Source organism: Streptomyces sp. NPDC048290, assembly GCF_040652095.1.
Lineage (GTDB): Bacteria > Actinomycetota > Actinomycetes > Streptomycetales > Streptomycetaceae > Streptomyces.
The window spans coordinates 72,361-86,552 of record NZ_JBEZLM010000032.1 but is presented as its reverse complement, the minus strand read 5'-3'; the positions used below and the strand labels follow the sequence as shown (position 1 = coordinate 86,552).

General features: G+C 72.9%; 12 protein-coding genes and 1 pseudogene. 8 read left to right on the top strand and 5 right to left on the bottom strand.

Features of this window, described 5'->3' with window-relative positions:
* Positions 1–88: 88 nt before the first annotated feature.
* Positions 89–970: pseudogene (locus AB0D49_RS37125) on the top strand (histidine kinase); the annotation flags it as partial.
* 37 nt (positions 971–1,007) lie between these two features.
* The gene (locus tag AB0D49_RS37120) at positions 1,008–1,649 is read left to right on the top strand and encodes a response regulator transcription factor (protein WP_362767014.1); all 642 of its coding nucleotides are present in this window, start codon (positions 1,008–1,010) and stop codon (positions 1,647–1,649) included.
* Here AB0D49_RS37120 and AB0D49_RS37115 read toward each other — a convergent pair.
* Positions 1,646–3,382 carry a DHA2 family efflux MFS transporter permease subunit gene (locus tag AB0D49_RS37115; RefSeq protein ID WP_362767011.1) on the bottom strand — a complete coding sequence of 579 codons (1,737 nt, stop codon included), beginning with the start codon at positions 3,380–3,382 and terminating at the stop codon, positions 1,646–1,648. The two genes, AB0D49_RS37120 and AB0D49_RS37115, sit on opposite strands and share 4 nt — an antisense overlap.
* Before the next feature lie 255 nt (positions 3,383–3,637).
* On the opposite strand from AB0D49_RS37115, the gene AB0D49_RS37110 reads away from it, so the two are divergent.
* The 5 genes from AB0D49_RS37110 to AB0D49_RS37090 all read left to right on the top strand — a co-directional run bounded on the left by AB0D49_RS37110 (position 3,638) and on the right by AB0D49_RS37090 (position 9,347).
* The gene (locus AB0D49_RS37110) at positions 3,638–5,185 is read left to right on the top strand and encodes an MFS transporter (RefSeq protein WP_362767008.1); all 1,548 of its coding nucleotides are present in this window, start codon (positions 3,638–3,640) and stop codon (positions 5,183–5,185) included.
* 98 nt (positions 5,186–5,283) lie between these two features.
* Positions 5,284–5,928: a class I SAM-dependent methyltransferase gene (locus AB0D49_RS37105; protein ID WP_362767006.1), complete on the top strand. Its 645-nt coding sequence runs from the start codon at positions 5,284–5,286 to the stop codon at positions 5,926–5,928.
* A 380-nt stretch (positions 5,929–6,308) separates the two neighbouring features.
* Complete coding sequence (locus AB0D49_RS37100) at positions 6,309–7,298, top strand: N-acetylmuramoyl-L-alanine amidase (RefSeq protein ID WP_362767004.1); 990 nt, start codon at positions 6,309–6,311, stop codon at positions 7,296–7,298.
* Positions 7,299–7,456: 158 nt separating this feature from the next.
* Positions 7,457–8,233, top strand: a complete 777-nt coding sequence (locus AB0D49_RS37095) for a hypothetical protein (RefSeq protein WP_362767002.1) — start codon at positions 7,457–7,459, stop codon at positions 8,231–8,233.
* Between the two features lie 115 nt (positions 8,234–8,348).
* Complete coding sequence (locus AB0D49_RS37090; protein ID WP_362766999.1) at positions 8,349–9,347, top strand: LLM class F420-dependent oxidoreductase; 999 nt, start codon at positions 8,349–8,351, stop codon at positions 9,345–9,347.
* Between the two features lie 188 nt (positions 9,348–9,535).
* Here the strand turns inward: AB0D49_RS37090 and AB0D49_RS37085 are convergent, their stop codons facing one another.
* Genes AB0D49_RS37085 through AB0D49_RS37075 form a run of 3 tightly spaced genes read right to left on the bottom strand, consistent with a single transcriptional unit; the run spans position 9,536 to position 12,701 of the window.
* On the bottom strand, positions 9,536–10,606 hold the full coding sequence (locus AB0D49_RS37085; RefSeq protein WP_362766997.1) for a prenyltransferase: 1,071 nt from the start codon (positions 10,604–10,606) through the stop codon (positions 9,536–9,538).
* A complete protein-coding gene (locus AB0D49_RS37080) occupies positions 10,603–11,337 on the bottom strand; it encodes a class I SAM-dependent methyltransferase (protein WP_362766996.1) in 735 nt (244 codons plus the stop codon). Before AB0D49_RS37080 ends, AB0D49_RS37085 begins: the two co-directional genes overlap by 4 nt.
* Entirely contained in the window at positions 11,331–12,701 is a 1,371-nt protein-coding gene (locus tag AB0D49_RS37075) for a glycosyltransferase family 4 protein (protein WP_362766995.1), read from the bottom strand. Before AB0D49_RS37075 ends, AB0D49_RS37080 begins: the two co-directional genes overlap by 7 nt.
* A gap of 231 nt (positions 12,702–12,932) precedes the next feature.
* Here AB0D49_RS37075 and AB0D49_RS37070 point away from each other — a divergent pair, with 231 nt between their 5' ends.
* Positions 12,933–13,571: a TetR family transcriptional regulator gene (locus AB0D49_RS37070; RefSeq protein ID WP_362766993.1), complete on the top strand. Its 639-nt coding sequence runs from the start codon at positions 12,933–12,935 to the stop codon at positions 13,569–13,571.
* Between the two features lie 6 nt (positions 13,572–13,577).
* Here the strand turns inward: AB0D49_RS37070 and AB0D49_RS37065 are convergent, their stop codons facing one another.
* A complete protein-coding gene (locus AB0D49_RS37065) occupies positions 13,578–14,189 on the bottom strand; it encodes a hypothetical protein (protein ID WP_362766991.1) in 612 nt (203 codons plus the stop codon).
* Between the last annotated feature and the right edge of the window lie 3 nt (positions 14,190–14,192).

Sequence of the window (14,192 nt, the reverse complement as noted above, 5' to 3'; positions counted from 1 at the left end):
TAGCTCCGCTACGAGGGCTTCCGCCCGGCACACCGAGAGCACGCACCGAACGCCGCTCCTTCTCCCACGGAGATCCATCAGACACCCCCTAGCGGTGGGCGCGGCGGTACGCGGGCCGTGGCTCGGCCGGGCCGCCCTCGGACTGACCCTGCTGGCCGGGGTGACGGCCTTCGTCCAGGACGGCTGGGGCGGGCTGGACATCGCGTACGCCACCTTCATGTCGACCATGGTGACGGCGGCGATCCTCTCCCTGTCGGAGGCGGTACGGGAGTTGCGGGCGGCCCGGGAGGAGCTGGCGCGGCGGGCGGTGGAGCGGGAGCGGCTGCGGTTCTCGCGCGATCTGCACGATCTGCTGGGGCACACGCTGTCGGTGATCGTGGTGAAGTCGGAGGCGGCGCGGCGGCTGGCCCCGGGGGACATGGCCGCGGCGCTCGGTCAGATCGGTGACATCGAGTCGGTGGGACGGCAGGCGCTGACCGAGATCAGGGAGGCGGTCACCGGGTACCGGGAGGGCGGTCTCACGGAGGAACTGGACCGCGCCCGCTCGGCGCTGACCGCCGCGGGGGTCCGGGCGGACGTCCGCCGGGCGGGGGCCCCGCTCCCGGCCCGCGCCGAGGCGCTGCTCGGATGGGTGGTCCGGGAGGCGGTCACCAACACGGTCCGCCACAGCGGGGCCGCGAACTGCGCGATCGTGGTGACGAGGGCGGGGAGCCGGGCGGAGGGGCGGGTCGGGGTGACGGTGACGGACGACGGAGACGGCGACGACGCCGGCGGCTCCGGGGCGGGCGCGGAGGGCGGTACGGGTACCGGTACCGGGCTGCGTGGGCTCGCCGAGCGGCTCACCGCGGCCGGTGGCACCCTCACCGCCGGTCCCGGCCCGGAGGGCGGCTGGGTGGTCGCGGCGGAGCTGCCCCTGATGGCCGACGAGCATCGGGACCCGCCCGCCCGGCCGGGCCTCGTACGGCTCTGACCAGCGCGTCCGGCAACTCCACCCGTAGGCTGGGGACATGGAAGAGATGCCGCGGGAGCACCGTCCGGCCCGGTCCGTGCGGGTGCTGCTCGCCGAGGACCAGACCATGCTGCGCGGCGCCCTCGCCCTGCTCCTCGGGATGGAGCCGGACCTGGAGGTGGTGGCGCAGGTGGCGGCGGGGGACGCGATCGTGGACGCGGCGCTGCTGCACCGGCCCGATGTGGCCCTGCTCGACATCGAGCTGCCCGGCATGAGCGGTCTGGACGCGGCGGCGGAGCTGCGGGCGCAGGCACCGGAGTGCCGGGTGCTGATCCTGACCACGTTCGGACGGCCGGGCTATCTGCGCCGGGCGATGGAGGCCGGGGCCGCCGGTTTCCTGGTGAAGGACGGTCCGGTGGAGGAGCTGGCGGAGGCGATCCGCCGGGTGCTGACCGGTGAGACGGTGATCGATCCGGCGCTCGCGGCGGCGGCGCTGAGCGCCGGGCCGAATCCGCTGACCGGGCGGGAGCGCGAGGTGCTCGGCGCGTCGGCGGACGGGGCGACGGTCGCCGATGTGGCCATGCGGCTGCGGCTGTCCGAGTCCACCGTGCGCAACCATCTCTCCGCCGCGATCGGCAAGACGGCGACCCGCAACCGGACGGAGGCGCTGCGCGAGGCTCGGCGGCAGGGGTGGCTCTAGGCGCCGGTGCCTGTGCCGGTGCCTGTGCCGGTGCCTGTGCCTGTGCTGGTGCTGGTGCCTGTGCCGGTGCCTGTGCTGGTTCCGGCGCCGGTCCTGGTCCCGGTTCCGGTCCCGGTGCCGGTCCCAGTCCCAGTCCCGGTGGGACGCTCGTCCGCCGCCTCCGTAGTCGCCGTCGGCTCCCCCGTCGTCGTCCCGGTCGTCCCGGTCGTCCCCACCGGCTCCGTCGTCACCGTCTTCACCGCCGCCCCAGCGCCCTCCGCCCTCACCGGCGTGGTCGCCGTCCCGGTCTTCGCCGCCCCACCCCCCGGCAGCCACAGCGCCATCAGTACCGCGCCCGCCGCCAGTACCACCGCGCTCACCCGGAACGCCAGGGCGTAGCCCTCGGTCAGTGCCGCCGGCTCCGGCGCGGTGGAGACCGCCGTGTGGGTCGCGGCGACCGTGGACAGCACGGCGAGGCCGAGGGAGCCGCCCATCGTGCGGGAGGTGTTGACCAGCCCGGAGACCAGACCCGCCTCGCCCGGTGCCGTACCGGACGTGGCGAGCGCGGCGAGCGGTGTCGAGGCCAGGCCCGCGCCGAACATCATCAGGATGCCGGGCAGCAGGATCGCGGTGAGATAGCCGCCGTCGGCCGTCATCGTCGACTGGTAGCCGAACCCGGCCGCCGCGACGAGGGCGCCGGTCACCGCGACCCGGCGGGCGCCCAGCCGGCGCATCACGGCGGGGGCGGCCTTGGAGCCGACGACCACCGCGAGGGAGGACGGGGCCTGGGCGAGACCGGCCTCCAGCGGGGTGTATCCCAGGACGTTCTGGGCGTACAGGGTCATGAAGTACCACATGCAGAACGTGGCCGAACCGGTGATCAGCATGGCCACGTTCGCCGAGGACACCGCGCGCACCCGGAACAGCGCGAGCGGCATCAGCGGGGCCCGGGTCCGGGCCTCGACCGCCACGAACGCGGCGAGCAGCGCCACCCCGGCGAGCAGCGGCACCAGCGAGGCCGCCGCCGTCCAGCCCCGTGACTCGGTCTGCACGATCCCGAAGGCGAGGACGGCGAGTCCGCCGGTGACCAGGACCGCGCCGGGCAGGTCGAGCCGCCGTCCGCCGTCCGCCCGGCTCTCCGGGAGGCGGCGCAGGGCCACGGCGAGGAGCATCGCGCCGATGGGGACGTTGATGAGCAGCACCCAGCGCCAGGAGAGCCCGTCCACCAGGACCCCGCCGACCAGGCCGCCCGCGGCGCCGCCGCCCGCGCCGACCGCGGTCCAGGTGGCGACGGCCCGCGCACGGGCGGCGCCCTCGGGCACGGCGGCGGTGAGGATGGTCAGGGTGGAGGGCGCGAGGACGGCGGCGCCGAGCCCCTGCGCCGCCCGTGCGACCAGCAACTGCCAGCCCTCCTGGGCGAGTCCCCCGGCCAGCGAGGCGAGCGTGAACAGGGCGAGACCGAGCAGGAACATCCGCTTGCGGCCGTACAGGTCGGCGGCCCGGCCGCCCAGCAGCATGAACCCGGCGAAGGCGATGGCGTAGGCGTTCACCACCCACTGGAGGCCGAGGCCGCTCAGCCCGAGGTCGGCGCGCATCGAGGGGAGCGCCACATTGACCACGGACACATCGAGGACGACCAGGAACTGTCCCGCGCAGGCCAGCAGCACCACCAGCCAGGTCGGCGGGGCGGCGGCGGCCTTGCGGGCGGTGGATATCGCGGAGTCGCCGACGGCGTCGGCGGGGGCATCGAGCATGGGTGTCATGCTCTCAACCACCCCATGCTGCTGGCATCGGGTGTGCGGACGACCTTTCGTTCCGCCGTGCGACCTACGACCGCCCCGCCCCTTCCCCGACATCACGAGAAGTTAAAGAATCCTTAGTGCGCCGAAGCAACGGAATAGTTGCCCGGGGGTACCGGGTTCGGGGTACATGTAGATGGCTGCGTACCCATACGACCACCGGTATGGAACCGACGACGACCGGCATGTCGGCCTGGAAGGACCCCCGTGATGAAGCGCACGACGAACGGCCGGACCACCCGCGGTGCCGGTGGGACGCTCATCCCGGTGCTCGCCTTCGCGGGCATCGTGGTCGCGGTGATGCAGACCCTGCTCGTCCCGGTCATCAAGGATCTGCCGCGGCTGCTGGACACCTCGCCCAGCAACGCCACCTGGGTCCTGACCTCGACCCTGCTGTCCGGAGCCGTCTCGACGCCGATCATGGGACGGCTCGGCGATCTGTACGGCAAGCGCCGGATGCTGGTCGTCAGCCTGGCCGTGATGGTGGTCGGGGCGCTGGTCAGCGCGGTCAGCAGCGCCCTGGTGCCGATGATCGCCGGGCGGACGCTCCAGGGGTTCGCCATGGGCGCGATACCCCTCGGCATCGGGCTGATGCGGGACATGCTGCCGCGGGAGCGGCTCGGGTCCGCGATGGGCCTGATGAGTTCCTCGATCGGCGTCGGCGGCGGTCTGGCGCTGCCCCTCGCCGCCCTGGTCGCCCAGAACAGCGACTGGCACGCCCTGTTCTACGGCGCCGCCGGGCTCGGTGTGATCGCCATCGCGCTCACCCTGGTCTTCGTACCGGAGTCGACGGTGCGCGCCACCGGGAGCTTCGATCTGCCGGGGGCGCTCGGGCTGTCCGCCGGTCTGGTGATGTTCCTGCTGCCGATCTCCAAGGGCAGCGACTGGGGCTGGACGTCCCCGCTCACCCTCGGGCTGTTCGCGGGCTCGGCGGTCGTACTGCTGCTGTGGGGGCTGATGGAGCTGCGCCGGGCGGCGCCGCTGGTGGATCTGCGGACCACGGCCCGGCCCGCGGTGCTCTTCACCAACCTCGCCTCGATCATGATCGGCGTCTCCTTCTTCGTGGTCTCCCTGGTGCTGCCGCAACTGCTCCAGCTGCCCACCTCCACCGGCTACGGTCTCGGCCAGTCGATGGTGACGGCCGGTCTGCTGGTCGCCCCGCTCGGGCTGGCGATGATGCTGACCGCCCCCGTCTACGCCCGGCTCTCGGCGAAGTACGGCCCCCGCACCACCCTGATCATCGGGCTGCTGGTCATCGGCGTCGGCTACACCACCGGGCTCGGTCTGATGAGCGCCGCCTGGCAGTCGCTGGTGATCTCGGTGCTGCTCGGCTCGGGCATCGGCCTCGCCTACTCCTCGCTGCCCGCCCTGATCATCAGCGCGGTCCCGCCCGAGGAGACCGGCGCGGCGAACGGCCTCAACACCCTGATGCGCTCCATCGGTACGTCGGTGTCGAGCGCCGTCGTCGGGATGGTGCTGGCCAACACCTCGAACGTGGTCGGCGGGGTCGCCGTCCCGTCCCTGCACGGCTTCCGGCTGTCCTTCCTGATCGCCATCGGCGCGGTCACCGCCGGGCTGGTCCTCGCCCTGTTCCTGCCCCGCCCGGACCGGGCCTCGCAACTGCGGGCGTGCAGCGCGGAGGAGGCGGGCCTCGCCCACGCCGAGGAGGTGCTGCGCGGCCCTGTCCCTGCCGGGCGAGCCGGTCGCGGCGCGGCGGACGGGGGACGCCCTCTGGCGGTCGGGGCGACGGGGACCTGACGGTCGGGGCCACGGGGACCTGACGGTCGGGGCGTCGGGGGGCGTGGTGGAGCATGGGTGGATCAGGACCCGCATGTCCACGACGAGAGGACCGCCCCATGAGCCCGGCACCGACGCCCGAGATCCTGGCCGCTTTCGAGGCGGCCAAGGGGTTCATGCCGGTGGACGAGGGGCTCGCGCTGTACGCGGCGGCCCGGACGGCGGGGCGCCTCGGTCTGCCGCTGCTGGAGATCGGCACGTACTGCGGGCGCTCGACCCTGCTGCTGGCGGACGCAGCCCGCGCGTCCGGTGTCACCGCGCTCACCGTCGACCACCACCGGGGCAGTGAGGAGCAGCAGCCGGGCTGGGACTACCACGACCCGGAGACGGTGGACCCGGAACTGGGCGTGATGGACACCCTGCCCGCCTTCCGCCGCACCCTGCGCCGGGCGGGGCTTGAGGACCATGTCGTCGCCCTGGTGGGGCAGTCGCCCCGGATCGCCCGTCTCTGGGCCACCCCGCTCGGCCTGGTCTTCATCGACGGCGGCCACACCGACGAGCACGCCACGGGGGACTACGAGGGGTGGGGGCCGTGGGTCGCCCCGGGCGGCCTTCTCGTCATCCACGATGTCTTTCCGGACCCGGTGGACGAGTTCACCGGGCAGGCGCCGTACCGGGTGTATCTGCGGGCGTTGGAGTCGGGGGCGTTCAGGGAGGATTCGGCTACGGGGTCCCTGCGGGTGCTGCGGCGGGTGGAGGGGTGAGTGGGGGGTGCTTTGGGTGCGGGTGAGTGGGGGGTTTTCGCGCAGTTCCCCGCGCCCCTGAGGGGGGTGGGTGGGGGTGGCGGAGAGATGGCACGTGCGGGTGAGTGGGGGGATTTTGCGCAGTTCCCCGCGCCCCTGGGAGTGGGGGTGGGGGTGGGTGACAAGTCCCGGTGACAAGTCCCGGGAACAGGTACCAGGAACAGGTACCAGGAACAGGTACCAGGAACAGGTACCAGGAACAGGTACCGGGGACAGGTACCGGGGACAGGTACCGGGGACAGGGGCCATGTCGGCGAGTGAGGGGGTGGGAATCGGACACGACACGTTCGCTCGTGTGGTGAAACCCGGGGGGTGGGTTGACGGCGGTTAGGGTGTCAGGCGTGTCGTACAGAGGCCCGGATTTTGAACCGTCCCCCACCGGCCGTCCGCGCAGGAGTGTGCCGACCGTCGTCCTCGCCGTCCTCGTGCCGGGGGCGCTGATCGGGTGGCTGGTGTACGAGGCGGCAGCCGGGGGCGGTGACGGCGGCCCGTCCGCCGCGCAGGCCCCGGCGAGCGCGAGCAGTCCGGCGGGCGGCGGTCCGTCCGCGCCGGACGACGCCAAGAAGCCCACCCCGGGCCCGGCCACCACCGCCACCACCCCTCAGCCCCCTTCTCCCTCCACCGCCCCACCCGCCCCGCCCGGTCCCGCCGTCTCCGGGGCGTTGAAGGGCAAGGTCGTCGTGGTCGACCCGGGGCACAATCCCGGGAACTTCCAGCACACCGCCGAGATCAACCGCAAGGTGGACATCGGGTCGGCGATGAAGGAGTGCGACACCACCGGCACCTCCACCAACGACGGTTATCTGGAGGCCCGGTTCACCCTGGACGTGGCGCACCGGCTGCGGGATCTGCTCCAGGCGCAGGGCGCGACGGTGAAGCTGACCCACGACGCCGACCGGCCGTTCGGCCCCTGCATCGACGAGCGGGCCAGGATCGGCAACGAGGCGAAGGCCGACGCGGTGGTCTCGATCCACGCGGACGGCTCGGGCGCGGGCAACCGCGGCTTCCATGTGATCCTGCCCGGCAGTGTCACCGCGGGCGGCGCGGACACCCGCCCGATCCTCGCCACCTCCAAGGACCTGGGCGAGCGGATCGCGGGCAACTTCCTGCGGGAGACGGGCACTCCGCCGTCCAACTACGTGGGCGAGCGCACCGGCCTGGTCACCCGCACCGACCTGGGCGGTCTCAATCTCTCAACGGTTCCGAAGGTGTTCGTCGAATGCGGCAACATGCGCAACGCCACCGACGCCGCACAGCTCACCAGCGGCGACTGGCGGCAGCGCGCGGCGAAGGGGATCTCTGAGGGAATCGTGAGTTTCCTGCGCGGGTAGCGATCTCCGTCCCGTTCGGGGCGGACAGCCCGATCGCCGGGGGGTAGGGTCCCTACGATGAGGGCCACCCCCGCGCTCGCACCGGTCCCGTACGGCGGCATGGTGACAGCGACGCCTCCAGCAGTGCCGATGCAGAGACGACTGACGAAGGACCTGAAGTGAATATCCGCTCCCTCACTAGAGGCGACGGCGTGGTGATCGGAGCAGCGGTACTGCTGTTCATCGCGTCGCTTCTCGACGTAACCGGCTGCGACGGCCCCGACGCCGTGTGCGACTCGCTGGAGACGAACGCCTGGGGCCTGAGCCTCGGCCTCGGTCTCGGCACCTACATGCTGGGCGTCGCCGGTGCCGCGCTGGTGGTGCTGGCCCGACTCGCCCCGCAGCCCCGCAAGGTCGCCGGTCTCGACCTCGGCCAGGTGGGCGCCGCGCTGACGGTCGCCGCCGCCTGGTCGCTGCTGTGGTGGACGCTGGACGCGGAGAGCGTCGGGGTCGGTCTGATCCTCGGTCTGATCGCCGCGCTGCTGACGGCGGGCGGCGCGATCGCCGCGCCGCTGGTCCCCGCCCTCAAGACCGCTCTGGTCCCGGCGCCCCGTCCGGCCGCCCCGCAGCCCTACGGCGGTCAGCCGCAGGCCGGTTACGGCTACCCCGGCGCCCAGCAGCAGCCGCCGCCGTCGTTCGGCGGGCAGCAGCAGCAGCCGGCGTTCGGCGGACAGGCGCCCGCGGCTCCTCCGGCCGCCGACTTCTCGCCGTTCTGGTTCGCGGTGCCGGTGGCCCGTCCGCTGTTCGCGGAGGACGGTTCGCCCAACCCGATCGCCGAACTGGCGCCGGGCACCTGGTACCTGGCCGTGGAGCAGCGCGGCCCGGCCCTGGTCGCCCAGACCCAGGACGGCCGCCGGGGTGTCCTCCAGGACACCAGCGGCATCCAGCGCGGCTGACCACCCGCCCGGTCCAGTTACGGCCCTCCGCCCTTCCGGGTGGGGGGCCGTTGCCGTACAGTCGCCCCCTGCGTATCTGATGGTCCATCAGATATATGAACCCCCGGGAGGTGCCGTGCGGCTAGGACTGGCCCTCGGCTACTGGGGCCGCGGCCCCGCCGCCGAGCATGTGCCGCTGGCGCAGGAGGCGGAACGCCTCGGATACCACTCGGTGTGGACGGCCGAGGCATGGGGCTCGGACGCCTTCACCCCGCTGACCTGGCTGGCCGCGCACACCTCCCGGATCCGGCTGGGCACGGCGGTGGCCCAGATGGCGGCCCGCTCCCCCACCGCCACCGCGATGCACGCCCTGACCCTGGACCATCTCTCCGGCGGCCGGATGACGCTGGGCCTCGGTCTGTCCGGCCCGCAGGTGGTGGAGGGCTGGTACGGCCGCCCGTTCCCGGCGTCCCCACTGACCGCGGTCCGGGAGTACGTCGATGTCGTACGGCAGGTGCTGCGGCGGGCGGCGCCGGTGGAACTGGACGGCCGCTTCCATCCGCTGCCCTACCGCGGCCCCGACGCCACGGGGTTCGGCAGACCCCTCAAGCCGATCACCCACCCCCTGCGCCCCGATCTGCCGGTGCTGCTGGGCGCGGAGGGCCCGAAGAACGTGGCACAGACCTGCCGGATAGCGGACGGCTGGCTCCCGCTGTACTGGTCCCCGTTCCGCCCACCCCAACTCCCCCCACTCCCGCCGGACTTCATGGTGGCCCCGATGGCGCAGGCGCGGGTGTGCGCGGACGTGGCGGAGGGACTGCTGCCGGTGAAGGCGATGCTGGGCTTCTACATCGGCGGCATGGGCCACGCGACCCGCAACTTCCACGCCGACCTGATGGCCCGCATGGGGTACGCGCAGGAGGCGGGCCGCGTCCAGGAACTGTTCGCGGCGGGCCGCCGGGAGGACGCGATCAAGGCGGTACCGGACGAGTTCGCCGACGAGATCTCCCTGATCGGCCCAAGAGCACGCATAGCCAACCGCCTCGACCTATGGCGCCGCCCCCCGGTAACGGACCTCCTACTCCTGTCCCCGGACCCCCACACCTTGAGAGCCCTGGCAAACCTCAACTCCTAAGACTCCCCTCACTGGCACGCCCCTAGGGGCGCGGGGAACTGCGCATCTCTTCGCAAGCACAGAGAAACGGCACCCCTCAAATTCCCGCACCCACACCCCCCAGGGGCGCGGGGAACTGCGCGACCAGCCCCCACCCACCCGCACCCGCCCCACAACCCCCGACCCACCCCCACCCAAGGCGCCGCAAACTAACAGCAACACCCCGAATCCAACCCGAGCGGCAACCTCTCGCCCCCAAACACCGCACAGGTCGCCTCGTCCCCCCCAATCGCCGCGACCGCCAGCACCAACGCCCCCGCCGTCCACGTCGTCAACTCCCGAGGCCACACCGCGTCGTCCTCGAAGACGTACCCCGTCCAGTACAGCCCCGACTCCGGCTCCCGCAGATGCTGGATGGACCGCAGCACCTCCAGCGCCCGGTCCGACTCCCCCGTCACCCACAGCGTCAGCGCCAGCTCCGCCGACTCCCCACCGGTCACCCACGGATTCGGCACCACGCACCGCACCCCGAGCCCCGGCACCACGAACCGCTCCCACCCCTCCGCGATCCGCGCCGTGGCCTCCGCGCCGGTCAGCGCGCCGCCGAGCACCGGGTAGTACCAGTCCATGGAGTACCGGCCCTTGTCCAGGAACCGTTCCGGATGGCGGCGTATCGCGTGCCGCAACATGCCCGCGGCCAGCTCCCAGTCCGGCTGGGGCTCCTCCCGCTGTTCGGCGATGGCGAGCGCGCAGCGCAGCGCGTGGTGGATGGAGGAGGACCCGGTGAGCAGCGCGTCGGTGGTCGCCGTGCCGTCGTCCTCGCGGCGCCAGCCGATCTGGCCGCCGGGCTGCTGGAGCCGCAGCACCCAGGCGACGGCGGCCTGCACGACCGGCCACATCCGGTCGAGGAACGGGTCGTCGCCGGTGGAGAGATAGTGGTGCCAGACGCCGACGGCGACATACGCGACGAAGTTGGACTCCCGGCTCCGGTCGGTGACCTCGCGGGCGTCGCCGTCGGCGTAGGCGGCGTACCAGGAGCCGTCGTCGTTCTGGTGGGCGGCGAGCCAGCGGTAGGCGCGCTCGGCGGCCTCGTGCTCCCCGGCCGCGTCCAGCGCCATCGCGGCCTCGACATGGTCCCAGGGGTCGAGATGGTGGCCGCGGAACCAGGGGATCGCCCCGTCGGCGCGCTGGATCGAGCGCAGTGCGGCGACGGTGGCGGCGGCCTGTCCGGCGGTGAGGACCCCGGGCAGGACGAGGTGCTCGGTCCGGGGCGTGGTCACTGGGCGTCCGCCCGGGGCAGGTGGGGCTTGGTCGCGTAGGCCACGAAGCTCTTGCCGATCAGCGGGTTGAGCGCCTGCTCGGCGACCCGGGTGGCCAGCGGCTTCTTCATGATGTCCCAGACCAGCAGCTTGTGGTACGCGCGTACCGGCAGCGCCTGGTCGTTGTCGACGCCGAACGCGCACTTCAGCCACCAGTACGGGCTGTGCAGGGCGTGGGCGTGGTGGCTGCCGTACGGCTTGAGGCCGGCCTCGCGGACCCGGGCGAGGAGTTCGTCCGCCTTGTAGATGCGGATGTGGCCGCCCTCGACCTCGTGGTAGGCGTCGGACAGGGCCCAGCAGACCTTCTCGGGGCCGTAGCGGGGGACGGTGACGGCGAGCCGGCCGCCGGGGCGCAGCACCCGGACCATCTCGGCGAGGACGCCCTTGTCGTCGGGGATGTGCTCCATCACCTCGGAGATGATGACGACATCGAAGGACCCGTCGGGGAAGGGCAGGGCGAGGGCGTCGCCCTCCAGGGCGGTGGCGGTGGCGCCCGCGGGGGCCTCACCGGCCTCCTTCATCGCGGCGAACCAGCGGGTGACCTCGCGGATCTCCTCCTTGTTCCGGTCCAGCGCGACGACCCGGGCGCCGCGCCGGTAGCACTCGAACGCGTGCCGTCCGGCGCCGCAGCCGAGGTCCAGGACGCGGTCGCCGGGGGCGATCGGGAACCGGGAGAAGTCGACGGTCAGCACGTGGCCCTGCTTTCGCGGTCGGGGAGGGGGGCGGGCGTGGGGGCGGGAAGGGGGGCGGGCGCCGGGCGGCGGGCGACGGCCTCGCGGTAGCGGGCGACCGTGCCCTGCGCGGCGCGGGCCCAGGTGAAGTGGCGCAGGACCCGGTCCCGGCCGTTCGTGCCGAGCCGGGTCCGCAGGTCGGCGTCGCCGAGGAGGCGGCTCAGTCCGGCCGCGAGGGCGCCGGGGTCGCCGGGCGGTACGGCGAGGCAGGTCTCGCCGTCGGGTCCGGCGACCTCGGGGATGGCTCCGCCGGTGGTGGCGACCAGCGGGGTGCCGGTGGCCATGGCCTCGGCGGCGGGCAGCGAGAACCCCTCGTAGAGCGAGGGCACACAGGCGGCCTCGGCGGAGCGGACCAGGTCGACGAGGTCCGCGTCGGAGATGCCCTTGACGAACTCGACGGCCCCTTCGAGCCCGTAGCGGGTGAGGGCCTGGGCGACCGGGCCGCCGGTGGGGCGGGTGCCGACGACGACGAGATGGGCGGCGGGGTGTTCGGCGCGGACCTTGGCGAGCGCCTCGACCAGATGGACCAGGCCCTTGAGCGGGACGTCGGCGCTGGCGGTGGTGACGATCCGGCCGGGGACGCGCGGCACGGACGGGTCGGGCGAGAACAGGTCGGTGTCGGCGCCGATGTGCACCACATGGACGCGGTCGGGGCGTACGCCGAGCTGGTCGACGATCTCGGTGCGGGAGGTGCCGGAGACGGTGAGCACGGCGGGCAGCCGGCGGGCGACCCGCTTCTGCATCCGGGTGAAGGCGTACCAGCGGCGGACCGCGTAGCGGCGCTGCCAGGTGTCGGCGGCGTCCAGTTCGAGGCGGCGGTCGACGGTGATGGGGTGGTGGATGGTGGTGACCAGGGGGGCGCCGAGGTCGCCGAGCAGTCCGTAGCCGAGGGTCTGGTTGTCGTGGACGACGTCGAAGTCGCCGCGCCGGGCGCGCAGTCCGCGGCCGGCCCGCAGCGAGAAGGTGAGGGGTTCGGGGAAGCCGCCGGTCCACATGGTGGCGACTTCGAGGGCGTCGATCCAGTCCCGGTACTCGGCGCGGCCCGGGGTGCGGAACGGGTCGGGCTGGCGGTAGAGGTCGAGGCTGGGCAGCTCGGTGAGGCGCAGCCGGGCGCCCTCGTCGTCGAGGACCGGGTAGGGCTGGGCGCCGATCACCTCGACGTGGTGGCCGAGGCGGGCGAGTTCACGGCTGAGGTGGCGGACGTAGACGCCCTGGCCGCCGCAGAACGGGTTTCCCTTATAGGTGAGGAGCGCGATGCGCAGCGGTCGCGAGCCGTCTGCCGCGGGACCGTCATGAGCCCTTTCCCGACTGGCCTCAGCGGTCACTCTGGGCCCCCTTCTGCCTGCGACAACAGTGAGATTACGACGGGACGCTAATCTAGAACAAGTTTCAGACTTGATCGTCCGGGAGGCTCCGAATCTACCGGCTGGTAGGGCCGGGGCGAGAAGTGGATCAGGTGATTCGCGCCACGGCGGGCGAGATCGCTCCCGCCCTGCCATGCTGTCTGATCGCCCCCTCTACTCACGGACTGTCACAAGACGTACGGAACGGGAACCATGCCTGCGGAAGCCAAGGTGACCAAGGTGGAAGCCAGCGGTACGAGCACCGGCTCGCCGCCGCTCACGGAGCGGCAGGAGGCGCGGCGCCGCCGCATCCTGCACGCCAGCGCGCAACTGGCCAGCCGGGGCGGGTTCGACGCGGTGCAGATGCGGGAGGTCGCGGAGTCCTCGCAGGTGGCTCTGGGCACGCTGTACCGGTACTTCCCGTCCAAGGTGCATCTGCTGGTGGCCACGATGCAGGCGCAGTTGGAGCATATGCACGGCACGCTGCGCAAGAAGCCTCCGGCGGGCGAGACGGCGGCGGAGCGGGTCGCGGAGACCCTGATGCGGGCGTTCCGGGCGCTCCAGCGCGAGCCGCATCTCGCCGACGCGATGGTCCGGGCGCTCACCTTCGCGGACCGCAGTGTCTCTCCCGAGGTCGACCAGGTGTCCCGGCAGACGACGGCGATCATCCTGGACGCCATGGGCCTGGACCATCCCACCCCCGCTCAGCTCTCCGCGGTCCGCGTCATCGAACACACCTGGCACTCCGCCCTGATCACCTGGTTGTCGGGCCGCGCGTCGATCGCCCAGGTGAAGATAGACATCGAGACGGTGTGCCGGCTGATCGATCTGACGGAGACCGGGCGGGAGTGACCGGGGTCAGGGCGAGACGCTCGGCGGGGTCACGCAGGCGCGGGACCACCCCACCGCAAACAGGACCACTCCGCTGAAGTCCCTCGCCTTGTCCCCCGCCCCCTGGGCGACCATCTGCTCCTTCGTGAGCGAACCGGCTGTCACATTCAGCATCCAGTCCCCACTCTCCAGACTCCACGCCACCCCGTACGACTCGTCGTGGAGCGGCTCGCCCTCCCAGCCACGCTTGTGCAGCACGGCCACGAGCCGGTCCATCGCCGTCCGGTCCGGCACCCCCTCCGTCTCGATCCGGCCCACCACCTGGCACTTGTTCAACTTCAGTTCCGCCGGATCGATAGGCGGCAGCACCAGTTCGCCGAACGCTCCCGCGTCGGCCGCCGCTTCGATGTCCTGGCGGGCGGAGGCGTTCGTGTGCGTGCCGGCCTGCTCCTGCGGGGACGCGTCCTGGTCGGTGGGCGGCGCGCTCGTCGGGGGCGCCGTACTCGTGCGCGCCGCCGCACTCGCGGACGCGGCGGTGGTCGTCGGGGCCGCCGCCCCGGTCCGGCCGTCCGCGCCGCCGCATCCCGTCAACACCGTTCCCGCCACCGCCACGACCGCGACCGCCATCCGTACCCGCATGTG

Bases quoted from the DNA above. Each gene is read 5' to 3' on its own strand.
- AB0D49_RS37120 (WP_362767014.1), top strand. From the start codon at position 1,008: ATGGAAGAGATGCCGCGGGAGCACCGTCCGGCCCGGTCCGTGCGGGTG.
- AB0D49_RS37115 (WP_362767011.1), bottom strand. From the start codon at position 3,382: ATGCTCGATGCCCCCGCCGACGCCGTCGGCGACTCCGCGATATCCACC.
- AB0D49_RS37110 (WP_362767008.1), top strand. From the start codon at position 3,638: ATGAAGCGCACGACGAACGGCCGGACCACCCGCGGTGCCGGTGGGACG.
- AB0D49_RS37105 (WP_362767006.1), top strand. From the start codon at position 5,284: ATGAGCCCGGCACCGACGCCCGAGATCCTGGCCGCTTTCGAGGCGGCC.
- AB0D49_RS37070 (WP_362766993.1), top strand. From the start codon at position 12,933: ATGCCTGCGGAAGCCAAGGTGACCAAGGTGGAAGCCAGCGGTACGAGC.
- AB0D49_RS37065 (WP_362766991.1), bottom strand. From the start codon at position 14,189: ATGCGGGTACGGATGGCGGTCGCGGTCGTGGCGGTGGCGGGAACGGTG.